Source organism: Kribbella sp. NPDC056345 (genome assembly GCF_042262745.1).
Classification (GTDB): Bacteria; Actinomycetota; Actinomycetes; order Propionibacteriales; family Kribbellaceae; genus Kribbella.
On the sequence record NZ_JBHJQQ010000003.1, the window covers coordinates 119,631 to 134,667 of the forward strand.

Annotated in this window: 19 protein-coding genes; 3 read left to right on the top strand and 16 right to left on the bottom strand. The window is 66.9% G+C overall.

What is annotated here, in order from left to right; translation table 11 throughout:
* The first annotated feature begins 231 nt into the window (after window positions 1–231).
* Genes ACFCV3_RS11610 through ACFCV3_RS11620 form a run of 3 tightly spaced genes read left to right on the top strand, consistent with a single transcriptional unit; the run spans window position 232 to window position 3,364 of the window.
* Window positions 232–681, top strand: a complete 450-nt coding sequence (locus ACFCV3_RS11610) for a hypothetical protein (protein ID WP_376028995.1) — start codon at window positions 232–234, stop codon at window positions 679–681.
* Window positions 678–1,841 (top strand): hypothetical protein, encoded by a 1,164-nt coding sequence (locus tag ACFCV3_RS11615; RefSeq protein WP_376028998.1) that lies wholly within the window; start codon window positions 678–680, stop codon window positions 1,839–1,841. The genes ACFCV3_RS11610 and ACFCV3_RS11615 overlap by 4 nt, the downstream gene beginning before the upstream one ends.
* Window positions 1,838–3,364, top strand: a complete 1,527-nt coding sequence (locus tag ACFCV3_RS11620) for a hypothetical protein (protein ID WP_376029000.1) — start codon at window positions 1,838–1,840, stop codon at window positions 3,362–3,364. Before ACFCV3_RS11615 ends, ACFCV3_RS11620 begins: the two co-directional genes overlap by 4 nt.
* Before the next feature lie 37 nt (window positions 3,365–3,401).
* On the opposite strand, the gene ACFCV3_RS11625 is transcribed toward ACFCV3_RS11620, so the two are convergent.
* The 16 genes from ACFCV3_RS11625 to ACFCV3_RS11700 all read right to left on the bottom strand — a co-directional run bounded on the left by ACFCV3_RS11625 (window position 3,402) and on the right by ACFCV3_RS11700 (window position 15,028).
* Complete coding sequence (locus tag ACFCV3_RS11625; protein ID WP_376029002.1) at window positions 3,402–3,530, bottom strand: hypothetical protein; 129 nt, start codon at window positions 3,528–3,530, stop codon at window positions 3,402–3,404.
* Between the two features lie 21 nt (window positions 3,531–3,551).
* The gene (locus ACFCV3_RS11630) at window positions 3,552–3,902 is read right to left on the bottom strand and encodes a hypothetical protein (RefSeq protein WP_376029003.1); all 351 of its coding nucleotides are present in this window, start codon (window positions 3,900–3,902) and stop codon (window positions 3,552–3,554) included.
* 83 nt (window positions 3,903–3,985) lie between these two features.
* A complete protein-coding gene (locus ACFCV3_RS11635) occupies window positions 3,986–4,669 on the bottom strand; it encodes an alpha/beta fold hydrolase (RefSeq protein WP_376029005.1) in 684 nt (227 codons plus the stop codon).
* A gap of 83 nt (window positions 4,670–4,752) precedes the next feature.
* Window positions 4,753–5,442 carry a DUF1761 domain-containing protein gene (locus tag ACFCV3_RS11640; RefSeq protein WP_376029007.1) on the bottom strand — a complete coding sequence of 230 codons (690 nt, stop codon included), beginning with the start codon at window positions 5,440–5,442 and terminating at the stop codon, window positions 4,753–4,755.
* Window positions 5,411–5,836, bottom strand: a complete 426-nt coding sequence (locus ACFCV3_RS11645) for a VOC family protein (RefSeq protein WP_376029009.1) — start codon at window positions 5,834–5,836, stop codon at window positions 5,411–5,413. The genes ACFCV3_RS11640 and ACFCV3_RS11645 overlap by 32 nt, the downstream gene beginning before the upstream one ends.
* A 180-nt stretch (window positions 5,837–6,016) precedes the next feature.
* Complete coding sequence (locus ACFCV3_RS11650; RefSeq protein ID WP_376029010.1) at window positions 6,017–6,712, bottom strand: DUF2461 domain-containing protein; 696 nt, start codon at window positions 6,710–6,712, stop codon at window positions 6,017–6,019.
* Window positions 6,702–7,040: a TfoX/Sxy family protein gene (locus ACFCV3_RS11655; protein WP_376029012.1), complete on the bottom strand. Its 339-nt coding sequence runs from the start codon at window positions 7,038–7,040 to the stop codon at window positions 6,702–6,704. The genes ACFCV3_RS11650 and ACFCV3_RS11655 overlap by 11 nt, the downstream gene beginning before the upstream one ends.
* 76 nt (window positions 7,041–7,116) lie before the next feature.
* The gene (locus ACFCV3_RS11660) at window positions 7,117–8,580 is read right to left on the bottom strand and encodes an MFS transporter (RefSeq protein WP_376029015.1); all 1,464 of its coding nucleotides are present in this window, start codon (window positions 8,578–8,580) and stop codon (window positions 7,117–7,119) included.
* A 29-nt stretch (window positions 8,581–8,609) separates the two neighbouring features.
* Window positions 8,610–8,942: a YciI family protein gene (locus ACFCV3_RS11665; protein ID WP_376029017.1), complete on the bottom strand. Its 333-nt coding sequence runs from the start codon at window positions 8,940–8,942 to the stop codon at window positions 8,610–8,612.
* Window positions 8,943–8,955: 13 nt separating this feature from the next.
* On the bottom strand, window positions 8,956–9,738 hold the full coding sequence (locus tag ACFCV3_RS11670; RefSeq protein ID WP_376029018.1) for a class I SAM-dependent methyltransferase: 783 nt from the start codon (window positions 9,736–9,738) through the stop codon (window positions 8,956–8,958).
* A gap of 31 nt (window positions 9,739–9,769) precedes the next feature.
* Window positions 9,770–10,099, bottom strand: a complete 330-nt coding sequence (locus ACFCV3_RS11675; RefSeq protein ID WP_376029021.1) for an SCP2 sterol-binding domain-containing protein — start codon at window positions 10,097–10,099, stop codon at window positions 9,770–9,772.
* 106 nt (window positions 10,100–10,205) lie between these two features.
* A complete protein-coding gene (locus ACFCV3_RS11680) occupies window positions 10,206–10,490 on the bottom strand; it encodes a ferredoxin family protein (protein WP_376029023.1) in 285 nt (94 codons plus the stop codon).
* Window positions 10,490–11,734 (bottom strand): NAD(P)/FAD-dependent oxidoreductase, encoded by a 1,245-nt coding sequence (locus tag ACFCV3_RS11685; protein ID WP_376029025.1) that lies wholly within the window; start codon window positions 11,732–11,734, stop codon window positions 10,490–10,492. The genes ACFCV3_RS11680 and ACFCV3_RS11685 overlap by 1 nt, the downstream gene beginning before the upstream one ends.
* Before the next feature lie 45 nt (window positions 11,735–11,779).
* Window positions 11,780–12,706: a DUF1702 family protein gene (locus ACFCV3_RS11690; RefSeq protein WP_376029028.1), complete on the bottom strand. Its 927-nt coding sequence runs from the start codon at window positions 12,704–12,706 to the stop codon at window positions 11,780–11,782.
* The gene (locus ACFCV3_RS11695; RefSeq protein ID WP_376029030.1) at window positions 12,703–13,692 is read right to left on the bottom strand and encodes a DUF1702 family protein; all 990 of its coding nucleotides are present in this window, start codon (window positions 13,690–13,692) and stop codon (window positions 12,703–12,705) included. Before ACFCV3_RS11695 ends, ACFCV3_RS11690 begins: the two co-directional genes overlap by 4 nt.
* 4 nt (window positions 13,693–13,696) lie before the next feature.
* Complete coding sequence (locus tag ACFCV3_RS11700) at window positions 13,697–15,028, bottom strand: cation:proton antiporter (RefSeq protein ID WP_376029032.1); 1,332 nt, start codon at window positions 15,026–15,028, stop codon at window positions 13,697–13,699.
* Window positions 15,029–15,037 lie beyond the last annotated feature (9 nt).

Sequence of the window (15,037 nt, forward strand, 5' to 3'; positions counted from 1 at the left end):
TTGGTCGACGCCGACGTGGCTGCTCTGTGGGCGGATGAGGGGCGGCGAGGGCGTCGTAGGTCACCATTTGCTGGTCGGACTTGTCGTCGACAGTGAGTTTGCGCACTCGTGGATGGCCCAGTGCTCCTGCTCGGCAAGTAGTCAGGCACTCCGCTGTGCGCGGTCTGTGATCGGTCCGGCCGATAGTGTGATCCTCGTCCATGCGCACCGATGGGAATCCGAGGCCGCCCCATGCAGGAAGACACCTCTGACTACGTAGCGGACCTTGAACGTCGGCTCGACATCCCTGTGAACGTCGAGGAACTCGACGCGCGAAGCTTCGACGGGGATCAGACGGTCGTCTTTCTGATCACCGCACTGGTCGGCGGGGTGAGTGCCGGAGTGCTTGCGAAGATGGGCGAGGACCTCTGGGACGGTATCCGCGGCATCGCCCGGTCACTGCGGCGCGTCAAGAGGCAGGACAAAACGGTCCGGACGTTCGCGGTCATCGTTCAGGACGGTCCGGACGGTCCTGTCCGCTTTCGTTGCGAGGTAACCGAAGACCTGACTGCGGCAGAACTGGCCGAGGCGTTCCGGCTGACTGTCGCCGGTTTCCAGACCGGTACGTCGATCCACGTGATCGAGTCGGACGACGGTACCGAGGTCCGCATCCTGCCGCCCGGTTCGGGGCGGTCCGTGTGACCGGACCCTCGCTGCACGGAGACCCGGCTCTGATCCCCTTGCTCCGTAGCGATGCGGAGACGGCAACGGCGCGGAGTCTGCTGGCCGTCGCGGCCCGTTGCTGGGAGGACTACGGGCTCGCGGATGGCAGCCGGAACCCGTTCAATGACGCACCGGGCGGTACGCACTGGACGCTGGCACCCGCCGAGAGTGCGGTCAACGAGGCCCTGAACGCTGTAGTCCGGCCGCATCTGCCGCCGGCTGATCGGTGGCTGCTCGACATTCCCAGGGTTCTGCTGCCCGGCACGAGCTCGGCTCGGATGATCGTCTCCCAGTCGGGCGGTGTGGCTCTCGGGCTGCCGTGGGCGTCGTTCGGTGGCCTGTACCTGTGGAACGAAGTGCTGATCATCCTTCAGGTCGAGCAAGGGGACCGCAACGACCCCACGGCACCGCCGCCCGATCCGAGGCGACGCCGTACCGGCGAGCTGTTGCAGCTCAGAATCGGCGACGGGCTGAAGGAATTTCAGCGGCACTGGACGACCGGCGCTGAGCTCTCTGCGCCATTGAGTGAGGAAGTCGGAATCCTCGAACTGGCATTGAAAGTCTGGCGCCGCTCCAGCAACCGCCCGGTCGGCAGTTACGTCTGGGCGGTCACTGTCGTCCAGCAGATTCTGATGCTGCTTCACGAGTTGGGTCACGTCGCCCAAGCCGCGGCACCTGGCGCACCGATCGCGGGCACCGTCGAACACGGCGCCGCCGACCTCGAAGAGGTACTCGCCGACGTGTGGGGTGCCGACTGTCTGCGCCGGATATGTAGGGCGGTACTGGACGACGACGGTCTGATCGTGCGCCAAGCGGTCGTCGGCCTCTTCGAACTGTTCGACACCCAAGGTGGCCATGGGCACGAGTTCGCCGAGCGTTGCGTCAGCTTGCTGCGGATCCTTGATCCTGCCGGTGGGCCAGTCGATCGCGATGACGTACGGCGGCGCTGGCGGATCCTGCGCGACCTGCTCAGGCGGCCGGATCTGCTGAGTCCCTGTTACCAGAGTCTTGCGGTGTTGCTGTGGAAGCTGAGCCCGGACGGTCAGCTCGGCGAGCAGGTGCACCGGATGTTCAACGGTTCCGCCGCGATGACCCGGATCGAGGAGCACATCGCGATCGAACAGGGGAGGATTCGATGACGGACGACGAGCCGTTGTACGCGTGGAGCGCATCACAGCGGCCGCCGAGTGGCCCGGGTGGATCGCAGCGCCTGTTCGAGCATCTACTGACGGCGACTCCGGCCAGCGGGCTGGCTCACCTCGGTCGGCAGTTGCGAGCGACGGCTGAATCGATGGCTCGCGCCGGCCCGCCGGAGAACGCACTGGAGACCGCGGAGGTCGCGGTCCTGATCGGCAGACACCTGATGCCGACGGACACCCGGCGTACCCGGGCAGACCTCGCAGCCGCTCTCGAGACTCTCGCCGCCATCCTTCGTCGCTGCGACCGACTGGTCGATGCCGAGCGCTGCGAGCTCGACGCCGCGGCCGTGCGACAGGGCAGGCCGCTCGCAGCCGGCTACCAGCTCGTCGCGGGCGAGGACATGTCGTACGCCACCTCGGCGAGCGAGCCCACGATCGCCGATCTGGTGGCGATGATCGTGCCGCTCGGGATGGATCTGGTGGCGAGCGACGGTGCCGAGGTTCGGCAGCTGGCCGACCGGATCGCCGTGATGGCGAAGGACGTGACGACCTCAACGGCACTCGCGGAAGCGATCGCCGCCATGGCTCAGGTGTACGCGTTCGTGAAAGAGGTGTCCGGCGATGACGCCGCTCGATCCGCGCAGGTGGCGGCCAAGGCTCTGCGACGTGCCCACCGGAGTCGCCCCGGCCCCGACGATGACCCCCGGCTGGCCGGCTTCCAGCAGCTGACCGGTCGGTGGCTCTCCGTCGGCACGATCATGGCGGCAAAGATTCTGGAGGACGCACAGCGCATCGACGAAGCGCGGAAAGTCCTGCGCCTGGTCGCGAAGACGCTCAAAGGTTGGCCCGGCAACAGGGACGACGCGACACGGCTGGAGGTCGAACTCGCCGCACTCCGAAAGAGTCAGCGCGGGCGCGGAGCACGGGCGCTCGATCGGGCCAAGCAATTCGCTGCCGGCACGACCGCCGGCCGTGGAGCGACGCGGGCCGATCCGCTGGCCCTGGCCAGGTCGGCATTCAACCTGGCCCTCGCTCGCGTTGAGGCAGGCCAGGTTGAACAGGCCTGGACCGCGATCTCCGATGCCGTGCGTATTCTCCGCGAACTGGTCGCCGGGTCGCGCGCCGAATACCTGCCCGACCTCGCCATCGCGCTGCAGAACGCCGCCGGGATCGCCGCACGCCTCGGCCGCGACGACGAGACCATACGATGCCAGCGTGAGGTGTGCGATCTCTACCGCGAGCTCACGCGGTCGTGGGCGTCGTACGGCGTACAGCTGGCGATCGCGTGCAGCCGGCTCTTGGTGCGGGCCGATGCATTTGAACGATCCGAGCTCGTCGCTCTTGCCCGAGAGGCGATCCACCACTTCGATCTGGTGGTAGACGACGCAGCGACGGTGCGCGAGCACGGAGTTGTTCAGTACTGCCAGCTCCTCGCTTCCGTACTCAGCGACAGCGGCGAACGTGAGCTGACACAGAAAGGCTGGCGACTCTACTACCGGGCCCTGGCCGTAGCACCCGCCTGACTGCCAGCAGCAACTGTCGCCAGGTCCAGTCCCTGGTTCAGGACGACGCGGCAGCGAGCACGAAGCCTCCGGTGTAGGCGAGGGCGAACAGGACAGGGACTACTCGTTCGAGAGTGGTGAAGCGCCAGAGCGTTCGCGAGTTCGCCAGGATCTCCCACTCCGACACCGCGCGCGTAGGCCGGCTTCCTCACTGATGCCAGATCAACTCCGGGGTGAAGACATAGATATAAGCCAACCGGCCGCACAACAGTAAAGACAGTACGAGCAGCACACCAGGGACAAGGCGGCCCCGTCGTGACAGCTTGATTGCTACCGCGGCCAGAACCACGGCGACCACCGACAGCAAGGTCGCCACCAGCAATGCATCAGGATCGATGATCCGTGCCAGCTCGGCAGACTCCATCCAGGTGAATTTCTCCAAGGGTGTGAAAAATCCAAGCGCGAGCGCCACCACAGCTCCCACAACGGCGACATCACTCAGCACTCCACGGATGCGCAGCCGATTGTCGCTGCCTTTGTCTTGCTCCAGACCGGACATTTCCCCAAACCTTGCGTCAGGCGCCGCGGGCGCCGATTCGAAGGAAGTCATTCCAGCAGCCCTTCCAGCAGTTCAGGCTCGCCTCAGGCCTTGGCGTACCGCTGAATGGCAGCGGCGTTCTGCACGTGCGCGCTGTGGCCGAGGCCGGGCAGGGTGACGGTGTGATCGTGCAGCGCGGCTAGCTCGGTATCGGTGTTCATCGGGTCGAGCTCGCCGCGCGCCAGGACGACGTCGGCCTGGGCGGCTGCGATCAGTTCGGGCATTTTCGGTGCCCCGACGCCGAAGGCGGCCGGGTCCATCGCTAGCCGCCAGCGACCGTCGACCTTCAGCAAACCCTGATCCACAGACGCGTCCGCCGGATCCACCAGTCCTTGCAGCCCGGACACCTTGAGATACCGCACCGCTGCTTCATCCCGGCTCTCGAACCATGCCACCGGCTTCCGCGCCAAAGCAGCGGCCTTCGCCAGTTCGTCATCCGTCCAAGAAACCTTCACGCCGAGGGCGATCACACGGTCAACCTGTACGCCGTACCGCCCGCTGGCCAGCTCGAGCGCGAGCACCCCACCCAACGAATGTCCGACGACAACCAGCCCACGCCGGACCGGCAACGCCTCAGCCACCCCGGCCGTCATCGACTCGTAGGTGTAGCGCTCCAACGCCCCTGTCCGCCCATGCCCCGGCAAGTCCGGCGCCAGCCACGGCTGCGCCCACCCGTCCCAGACCCGCCCCGTGGCCCCAAGCCCATGTAACAACACCAAAGAACCCATGCCTGACAGGCTGACACAACAAACCCCACCATGCGCCGCGACACCTGGCGCGACCGGTCTTCGTGGTCAGTCTGGCTCGGACGTCATAGCGCCCCGATCACCAGTGCCATGGCGAGAAACAGCACCAGCTGGTAGCTGATGTTGAGGAAGGTCAGCTTCGGTGCTTTGAGCTCGAAGGCGTTGTGCTGGAGGAGCGTGGTCGCCGAGAACGTCAACGACGCCAGTAGACCGACCAGCAGCGCCGGCCACACCGAGTCGTCGCCAGTGGCCTCCGATGCGATTCCGATGCCGACTGCCAGCCCGGCCGCGGTCACGCTGTTGGCGACGAGGAGCTGGGTCAGGTTCCGTCGGCTGGCCCGCTTGGAGTCTTCTGGAGCTATGCCGGTCAACTTCCACCACAGGGCCAGGAAGAACTTGCCGTACCAGAAGCGCGCCACGAGCATGCCGACGACGGTTGCCGGCACGATGGCCAGCCAGTTGATCTCCACGCCGTGACAACGAGTGAACGGCCTCCTTGGTACGGCGGGAACTAGGCGCTGTCTCCGACCGGCCGCACCGGATGCGCGTCCGGTGCCGGGATATCCGCCGAGCCAGTCGGCCAGCCGGAAGAACGCGTCTTCCTTCGGCCGACTGCTCGCAGCCGCGGTCGCCAGATGCAGTACGGCGGCGCGCAGGCGCGGGCCGACGGCGTCGTACAGGTCGGCGTAGGCCTGGCCGCATGGGTAGAGCCGGCGCGTCTCGTCAGTCCATTCCGATGCGCTGCTGGATCTCACGGAAGTGCGGGTGGACGTCGAAGCACTGGATGAAGTTACCCTCCGGATCCTGCGCACCGAAGGTGAAGCCCTTGCCCATGTCGAAGACCTCGGTCCGGATCGGGATGTCCCCGCGCGCCTTCCAGATCTCGTACTGTTCCGCGGCGCTGTCGACCTCGAAGCCGATCATCACGCCGCCGCTCTCGTCGGGGATGTGGGCGACGGTCGGCCGCTCCGCCTTCTCGCGGGCGTTGAACAAGGCGATGCTGGCGCTGCGCTTCTTCGAGCGCAGCCAGGAGAAGTGCTCACCGCGGGAGAACTCCGGGACCTCCTCGAAGCCGAGCATCTCGCAGTAGAAGGCCTTCGTGCGTTCCATGTCGTAGGTCAGCAGGGTGACCAGATCCAGGTGGGACATGACAGCTTCCGCCAATCGTCTAAGGGTGGTTGGCCCAAGGATTGATAGAGGTTGCAGGCAGTACTCCGTAGAGCAGGTTGAGGAGAACGGCGTAGCCGAGCACGTAGACACACAGCAGGGCGACGCAGATCAGCACCGCCCGAGCCCTCCTGGCGCCGGACTTCACGACAGACGGCCCGGTCAGCCGCGCGGACGGCGTACTGGGGTCGTGCTCTCCCCCACGTGCTCGGTGATCCAGTTCGTCAGTGGGGCGGCCCCACTCCAGACTTCCCGGACCTTGTCGGCGGCACTGGCCTTGTGCATCCAGGCCGCCTGCTCGAATTCCTTCACGACGACGGCGCCCTTCCACCGCAGGATCTCTTCCCGCGGGTGGTCCTTCGGGTAGCCGGTCGGGGTTCGCTTGAGCGGGTCCTCGCGGCCCGGGCCAACGGTCAGCCCCTGGCCGGCGAGCCGTTCACGCAGCTCGTCGAAGTCGGCGCCGCTCGCCGCGTTGGCGACGGCAGCCCGGAACCGCTCGAGCTGATCGCTCGCCATCACCATCGATCCACAGGCCAGCCGGATGGCGCCGGACTCGATCCGCAGGAAGTACCCGATGCCACCGACCGCACGCTCGCTGGTGGTGACACCGACCCAGGTCTTGTACGGCGACTTGTCCTTGGAGAACCGTACGTCGCGGTTCGGGCGGAACGTCCGCAGCGGGCCGAACTCCGGTTCGAGCTCGGCCATCAGCGCCTCGACCGGGTCCCGGACCTCGGCCTCCCAGGTCGCCTTGTTGGCGTCCCAGTAGGACTTGGAGTTGTCCTTCTCCAGCCCTGCGAGGAACGTGAACAACGCGCGCGGGAAGCCGTCGAACTGGGTTGCCTGTCTAGTCGCCACTTCCGGTCACCTTCTCGTTGTAGTCCAGCGCCTCGTCGAGCCACGACCCCAGCACCTTGTCCGACTCGATCCGCCCGGCCTCGACGACGATCCAGCCCTTGCTCATCTTCTTGCCGCGCATTTCGGGCCAGTCCGCGCCGTCGCGCGTCAGCAGGTCCTCCACCCGCGACGGGTCGCACCTGATCATCAGGTCGCCATGCGTGTTCGCGGTCGCGGTCATCTTCTCGTTGACCATGAACGTCAGGCCGCCGAACATCTTCACTTCCCGAACCGCCAGCCCGGCGAAGGCATCGCGGATGCGGTCAGCCAGATCCCGGTCGTACGCCATTGCAGAGGTCCTTTCGTCGGGGGCGGCGACCACAGCCACCGCCCCGTTTCGCCTTGCCATCACGATGCCAGGGAGATCACCCCTGCGGCGAGACCGCCGCCTGGCTCTCCCCGGGCGCGGCCGTCGCCCGGCCCGGAGCCTGTCCCGGTCCAGGCAGCCGGCCACGAACCATCGCGGCGGCCGCGACGACGAAGGCGAGGATGGTGGCTCCCGCGCAGATGTAGAACACGGTGTGGAAGGCGTCCACCAGCGCCGCCGGACCACCCGCACCCGCTCCGTCGGTCTGGCCGACGACGATCGTGCCCAGTACGGCGGCTCCGGCCGTGAAGCCGGTGATCCGGGTGGTGTTGATCATCGACGAGCCGAGACCTGCCCGCTGTGGCGGCGTCGACGCCATCACCGCCAGGGTCAGCGGAGCGAACATGCAGCCGATACCGATACCGACCAGAGCGAGCTTCCACCAGACACTCCCGAAACCGGAGGCCGGCTCGATCGTCGACAGCAGGAAGAAGCCGAGCGTCGCCAGCAGCGCGCCGACCATGATCGGGATCCGCGGACCCGCCTTACCTGCGATCCGGCTGGCCGGCGGCGACAGGAAGAAGATGCCCAGCGTCAGCGGCAGCAACCGCAGACCCGTCGAGAGGGCGTCATGCTGCTGGACGGCCTGGAAGTACTGCGCCATGAAGAACATGACGCCGACGATCACGAACCCGAGCAGGGAGGCAATGAGACAGGCCGTCGCGAAGGTGCGATTGCGGAACAGCTCCAGCGGCAGCAACGGCTCTCTGCTGCGCAACTCCACCGCCAGGAACCCGCCCAGCAGTACGACGGCCGCACCCAGCAGAGCCAGGATCGTCGGAGAGCCCCACCCGTCCCGTCCGGCTTCGATCAACCCCAGTACCAGGCAGAACAACCCACCCGCGGCCAGGACCTGACCCGGCAGATCGACGGTGCGGGCAGCCGGGTTCTTGGAGTCGATCAGGCGCGGTATCCCGAGCAGCAACGCGATCACACCGATCGGGAGGTTCAGCAGGAAGATCGCCTGCCAGTTGAACGACTCGATCAGGATTCCACCCAGCAGCGGGCCGAGCGCGATCGAGACTCCGGACACCGCGGTCCAGATGCCGATGGCCTTCGCCCGTCCCGGCGGATCGGTGAAGGTCGAGACCAGCAGGGACAAGCTGCCGGTACTGATCGCACCGGCGCCGAGTCCCTGGATGACACGTCCGAGGATGAGCAGACCGACCGACGGCGCGAAACCGCACAGGGCCGATCCGAGCACGAACAGCACAAGGCCGGTCAGGAAGACTTTCTTGCGGCCCAACCGGTCCCCGAGAGTTCCGGCCGTCAGCATCAGAGCCGCGAAAGGCAGCGTGTACGCGTCCACGGTCCACTGCAACTGGGACAACTCGCCGCCGAGATCCTTCTGGATCTCGTGCAGGGCCACGAAGATGATCGACCCGTCCAGGAGGACCATGAAGGATCCCAGACTGGTGACCAGCAAGGTCAGTAATCCGGTACGGCGTGAGGTGGTGTTCATGTCCTGAGCTTTCCGATAGGGCATACGGTCTAACCGGCGACCGGCTCGGGCCGGTGCTCGGGCAACAGGCTGCGGAACTGCGGCGGGACCAGGAAGGGATGCACCTCGACCCGGCTCCACACCCTGTTGAGGATGTAGGGCTCGTTCTCGAGCCACTCGTCGATCTCGGCACGGCTCTCGAAGTCGACGACCAGCACGCCGCCGGCCATCTTCCCGGCGCCGTCGAGAATGCCGCCGCCGAACAGGAACGAGCCGTCCTGCATCATTTTCTCGCCGTTGGCCATGTGCGCGGGACGAACCAGCATCCGGCGTTCGAAGGTGCCCGGCTCGGTGCCGTCGTACGCGATCACTACGTAGAGCATGGTCTGACTCCTTCTAGTCGTCGCTGCGCTGGGCCCACACCGAGACCGTGGTCGGCGTGTAGATGACGGTGTCCGAGGGCTGCTCGAGCTGGTCGAACGCGGCCTCGATCTCCTTCTGGCCCATCAGGCCGGCGGTGACGATCATCGGCGCCAGCTTCGCCAGGCTCATCGAGATGGTGGCGATCTCCGGCGTACCGGCCTGGACGGCGGTCAACTGGCAGTCGGTGCCCAGCACCTTCAACCCGGTACGGCGTACTGCCGGGAGCAGCTTCATCCCGTAGCCGGGGTCGGCTCCGCCGAAGTAGAAGAACGTCTCCAGCGCGGCGGCGGCCCGGGTGAGCAGGGGCGACGGCGGATCGACGCGCTGGATGCTGCGGATGTCCGCCTCCTCGACCAGGAGGAAGCCACCGGGCTTGAGCGCCCGGGCGAACTCACCGAGCACCCGCTCCCGGTCGGCGAGGTGCATCAGCAGGATCTTGCAATGCACGACGTCGTACGTGCCCTCCTCCAGCGGCGTGGTGGTGATGTCCTGTTCGCGCACCTCCAGATTCGGCGCGCTGATCCCCGCCATGAAACCGGGGTCGATGTCGATGGCGTGAACCTTGCCGAAATGGCCCACCCGGTTCGACAGCCACCGGGCGATGGAGCCGGCTCCGGCACCGACTTCGGCGCAGGTCCAGCCCTCCTGCACCCCGATCGCTTCCAGGTAGCGGATGGTGGCCGGGTCGGTGAGCTCGGCGATCCGCTCGAGGCGGTCCTTCTCGGGGTCTGTCGTGGCTTCGGTCAGCTGCGGCATGATGCTCAACTCCTCTGCTGGGTTGTCGCCGTCAGAAACCGGTCCGGAAGAGCTTCGGCACCTTCATCGCGAGCATCATGTCCCCCTTGACCTTCAGCTTCCCGGTCATGAACGCCCGCATCGCGTCCTGCCGGCCCTCGGCGATCGCCATCCAGGTCGCGCCGGTGGTGGTGAAGGTCGTGTCGGGGGCGTCGACGCCGCCCGGGATGAGGCGGCCCTGGCCGTCGGTGATCTCGAAGGCCCAGACGCCCGGGTCCTCGTCGGTGATCTTCCATTGCAGGGTCCGGTTCAGGCCGGCAGCGGCATCGCTGTCGAACCGGGTCGAGAGGGCTTCGAAGAGTTCTCCGACGGTCATGGTCATGGCCTTACTTCCTTCCTCCAGGTCGTCACGACCTCAGGGCGCACAAGGTGCCCCTGAGGATGACGGTAGGACCGGTGACTTCCGGTTGGCTTACTCGGCGTGAAAGTTAGTTCGACGCTGTGTTACAGGCCGGGCTCGCGAAGTAGTCGCGGTTCAGCGCGATCGCGTCCGCCAGCTCGTCCGGGACCTCGTCCTCGGGATAGATCGCCTCGACCGGGCAGGCCGGCTCGCAGGCGCTGCAGTCGATGCACTCCGCGGGATCGATGTACATCTGCTCGTGCTCGGCGAACTCGGCCTTGTTCGGGCTCGGGTGGATCGCGTCGGCCGGGCAGGCGTCCCAGCACGCGGTGTCCTTGCTGCCGATACAGGCCTGGGTGATCACGTACGTCATCAGACTGCCTCCGCCAGCTCGAGCTCTTCGGGCAGCTGCATCAGCTGCGACAGGTTCGACGGCGAGAAGAACTCGTCCCAGGGGACGGTGTTCTGGATGACGCCGAAGAACTGGTTGATGGCGTCCTGATTGCCGCGCATCGCGGCCAGCACGTCCTGGAAAGCGTCGTCGAACGGCTCCATCGCGGCGTGGTCGACGATGAAGTCGTACAGCGGTTTGAGCGCCTGGTTGCGCTTGTACTCATAGGTCCGCAATGCGGTCTCGATCGGCTTGCGCCCGGAGAAGCCGGCGTCGATCGCATCCGCGAGCAGTTCGGCGTCGCGGAACGCATCGGTGATGCCCTGCGCGGTGATCGGGTCCTTGTGAACGCCCGCGTCGCCGACCAGCGCCCAGCCGGGACCGTACGGCCGCCGGAAGAAGTTCGGGCGGTTCCCCGCGCCCTTCAGCTTCTGCACCAACCGCCCGCCCTCGATCCGGCCGGCAAGATCCGGCGCGATCTGGCGCACCGTCTCGAGGTACTGGGCCTGTACGTCGGTCTTGAAGTCCGCGAAGTCACGCTCGGGTCGCTCGATGAACACCGCGGCCTCGTTGCCGTGGGTCGGGAACGCGATCACGGTGGACCCGGGCCGGGTGTAGAACTCCAGCCCGGCCAGCTCGACGTCGTCCCAGTACGTGTAGTAGCCGAAAGCCTTCGGCGGTACGACGAAGTACTCCGGCGCCCCTACTGTCTCGGCGACGACCGACCGCAGGCCGTCGGCACCGATGACGATCTTCGCGTGCTCGGTGACGGGGATACCGCTGGGCCCACGGCCGCGGACACCGACCACCCGGTCGCCGTCCATCAGGACCTCCCGGACCGAGAAGCCCTCCCGGACGACGACACCGGCCGCGACCGCCGCATCGACCAGCAGCTTGTCGAGCACCGTGCGCTTCGGCGCATAGATGGCACCGAACCCGTCCTGGTCGGGGTAAGGGAACCCGGTGAGCGTGAAATGCCCGTACCGCGGGAAATCCAGATCCAGCACGATGTTGCGCACCGGCGGACAGCCGGACGCCTCGATCTGACCGATCAGACCCCAGCGCCGCAGGTACGCGCTGCCGTCCACGGTGATCATGTGGGTCGAGACGGTGTCACTCGGGAAGGTGGCCCGGTCCAGCAACAGCACCCGGTACCCCTTCTTGGCCAGCAGCATGGCGGTCGGGGCGCCGGCAACCCGGGCACCGATCACGATCGCGTCGTACACGTCGGTTCCTTTCCCTAACGGTCGAGCTGGTGGCGGTCGCCGGCGCTAGGCGGCAAGTCTTTGTTCGGTACGGCGGCGCCAGATCTCGTAGACCGGTTCGACACTGATCACGGGCAAGTCATGGGCAGCCTGCTCGAGGGCGGCAGCCGCCTCCTTGCCGTTGCGGCCGCAATAGATCTGGCAGGCCAGATCGGTGTGAGCGGCCTGATTGCCCGCGTGTTCGCGTCCCCAGGCCGCGGTGGCGGCTCCCCGGGCCAACTGCGGCTGGAACAACCGCATCCGATCCAGCAGTGACCGCAGTTCGTCGGGCTCGGCACCTCCGCCGTACGCCGACGCGAGGCCGACTCCGCTCCACAAGTCGGCGTGCCGAGTCACGGAGAAGCCCGCGATCTGCTGGATCACCCGCTCCACCGAAGCGCCACTGGAGAACCACAGTGCCCGGCCGATGCCCTGGTCGAAGAATCGCCGGCCGTAATGCGACAACCGGGTGGGCACCGCGTGCTGGTCGACGTACTTGCGCCGCCGGAAGAACGCCTCGTGGAAGCCGTAGCCGTCAGCAGTCACCCAACCCAGCAACGGATCCAGCCCAGCGAGGTTGGCCTCCGGCGTACGGCGAAGTCGCGCATAGGCGAGCCCGACACCGACGTACACCGGGTAGATGTGAGCCGCCCCGGGCCCGTCGACGAAGGCCTTCAGCCGGTTCTTCCACGGCGCGACCGCGTCCAGCGCCGCGAGCCCCATCCCGGCGCCCTCGTAGGCGAAACCCCGGAACTCCGGTTCGACCGCATCGAGGCGCTTCTGCAGCGTGGCCAGCCGAGGATCCTCGAGCGTCGCGTGATAGCCCTCCATCAGGTTGACCGCCACCGGGGCGAACCGGTCCCAGGCTGCCGGCGCGAACCCCGGCCGGGAGAAGACGGCCTTGGCCGAAGGGATCCCGAACATCCGGCGGCGCAGCTGACCCACGGTGCTCATGCCCCGACCTCCGTCGCCGAGGGCCGGACCACCGACGTACGACTCCAGACGTTGCCGATCTGATGACGCCAGAGCTCGTACGCCGGGTCCGGGCCGTCGTGGGTCAGACCGAGGCCGGCCTGATGGGCGATCGCCGCGACCGCGTTGGCGTCCTTCCCCCAGATGACGTCACACGCGAGGTCGGTGTGCGGGGCAGGCTGACCGGACTGCTCGCGGAAGATCGACGCGATCGCGGATCCGACCGCGACACTCGACCGGTGCCGGCCGGCCGCCTCGAAGAGCGTCTCGATGGCAGCTCGGTCCATCACACCGGCGGCGTACGCGCAGGCCACGCCGATCCCACTCCAGATGTCTCCCTGCCGGTCGGCCGGGAACCCGTTGATCGTGGCAATGATCCGCTCGACGTTCGCGCCGGTCGAGAACCACAAGCTACGGCCGACGCCTTGGTCGAAGCCGCGCTTGGCATAGCCCCGGACCGACCTCGGCACCTGGTGCTTCTCGACGGTCTCCTGCCAAGCGAAGAAGCTCTGGTAGAACCCGTACCCGTCCATCACCAGCCAGCGCAGCAACGGATCCTGCCGCGCGAGGAACCGCTGCGGGCTGATCGGCACCCGCGGCAGCACGAGCCCGGCGCCGATGTAGATCAAGCACCGGTACGGCGCTCCCGGGCCGTGAATGAAGGCCGGCAGCCGCTTCGTGAACGGGAACAGGCTGTCCAGCAGCATCAGCCCCATCCCCGCACCCTCGTAGGCGATACCACGCAGCTCGGGCTCGATCGACTCCAAGTGCGGCACGAGCACGCTGTGCCGCGGATCGTCGAGGGTCGTGTAGAAGGTGTCGACCAGTGTCCGGGCGACCGGTTCGAAAGTGAGCCAGGTCTTGTCCATGTCCTCCTGGGCCCCGAACCGCTCGGCAGCCATCTTGGGGAACGCCTCGGCGGACAGCGGGAAGACGGGTTTGAGCAGCTTTCCGAGCGGCAGCCTCATCGTTCTACTCCCTGGTCGCCGGAGCGAGACCGGCCGGTACGTCGCCGTCGGCAGCCGGGTGCGGAACCGCGGCGCCGATGAACTCCTTCTCCGGCTGCTTGCGGAACCGGCCGTAGAAGACGTTGAACAGCGGCGTCGCCATCAGCGTCGTGACGATCGCCATCAGGACCAGGATCGTGAACAACGTCGGCGTGATCAGGCCGGCCTGGAGGCCGATGTTGAGCAGGATGAGCTCCATCAGACCGCGGGCGTTCATCAGGCTCCCGATCGCGAGCGACTCGCGCTGCGACTCCTTGTTCAGGCGTGCCGCGAGGTAGCAGGCGCCGCCCTTGCCGAGGATCGAGGCGACCAGGATGACCAGCGCGACCGCCAGCAGGCCGATGCTGTTGACCAGCCCGATCTGCGTGTTGAGACCGGAGAAGACGAAGAACAACGGCAGCAGGAAGTTCGTGACGAGCGGTTCCAGTGAGCGCCGGACCTCGACCGCGATCACGCCGCGCGGCATCGCCACCCCGAGGATGAACGCACCGAAGACCGCGTAGATCCCGACGAAGTCGGTGTACCAGGCCGCGCACATCAGCAGCATCAGGATCACGGCGAGCATCGGCGAGCTGACGCCGCCCTGCCGTTCGGCCCGCGTGCCGAGGAATCGCTGCAGCAGCCGTCGGCCGGCGGTGAGGACGAAAAGCCCGTACACCGCACCGCCGCCGATCGCGAGGAAGGCGAGCGTCGGGTCGTTCTTGAAGACGGCCAGTACGACGGCGAACAGGCACCACGCGATCGCGTCATCGGTCGCGCCGGCCGCCAGCACGAGCGTGCCGAGCGAGGTGCCGGCCAGCTTCCGGTCGACGATGATCCGGGCGAGCATCGGGAACGCGGTGATCGCGATGGCTACACCGACGAACAGCATCGCCTGCCAGTCCTTCACCCCGGCGGTGAAGTACCTGCCCTCGTCCTGGACGAGCATGAGCGCCACGAGGACGCCCAGCACCAGGGGTGTCAGCACTCCCGCGAGTGAGATGGAGACCGCGCTCGGGACCCGGTGCCTGATCAGGTTCGTGTCGAACTCCAGGCCGACCAGGAACATGTACAGCACGATCCCGACCTGAGCAGCCGCGTAGATGATGGTCATGGAGGGACCTTTGGGGAACAGGTCCTGCTGCCAGTGCGGCGCGAGCAGCCCGAACAGGGACGGACCGAGCAGCACCCCGGCGATCATCTCGCCGACGACCTGCGGCTGCCCGATCCTGCGGGCCAGCAGACCGACCACCCGGCAGACCGCCAGGATGATCGCGAGCTGAAGAAACATGTGGATGGCCAACTCTGATTGAGTCATGCGTGATCC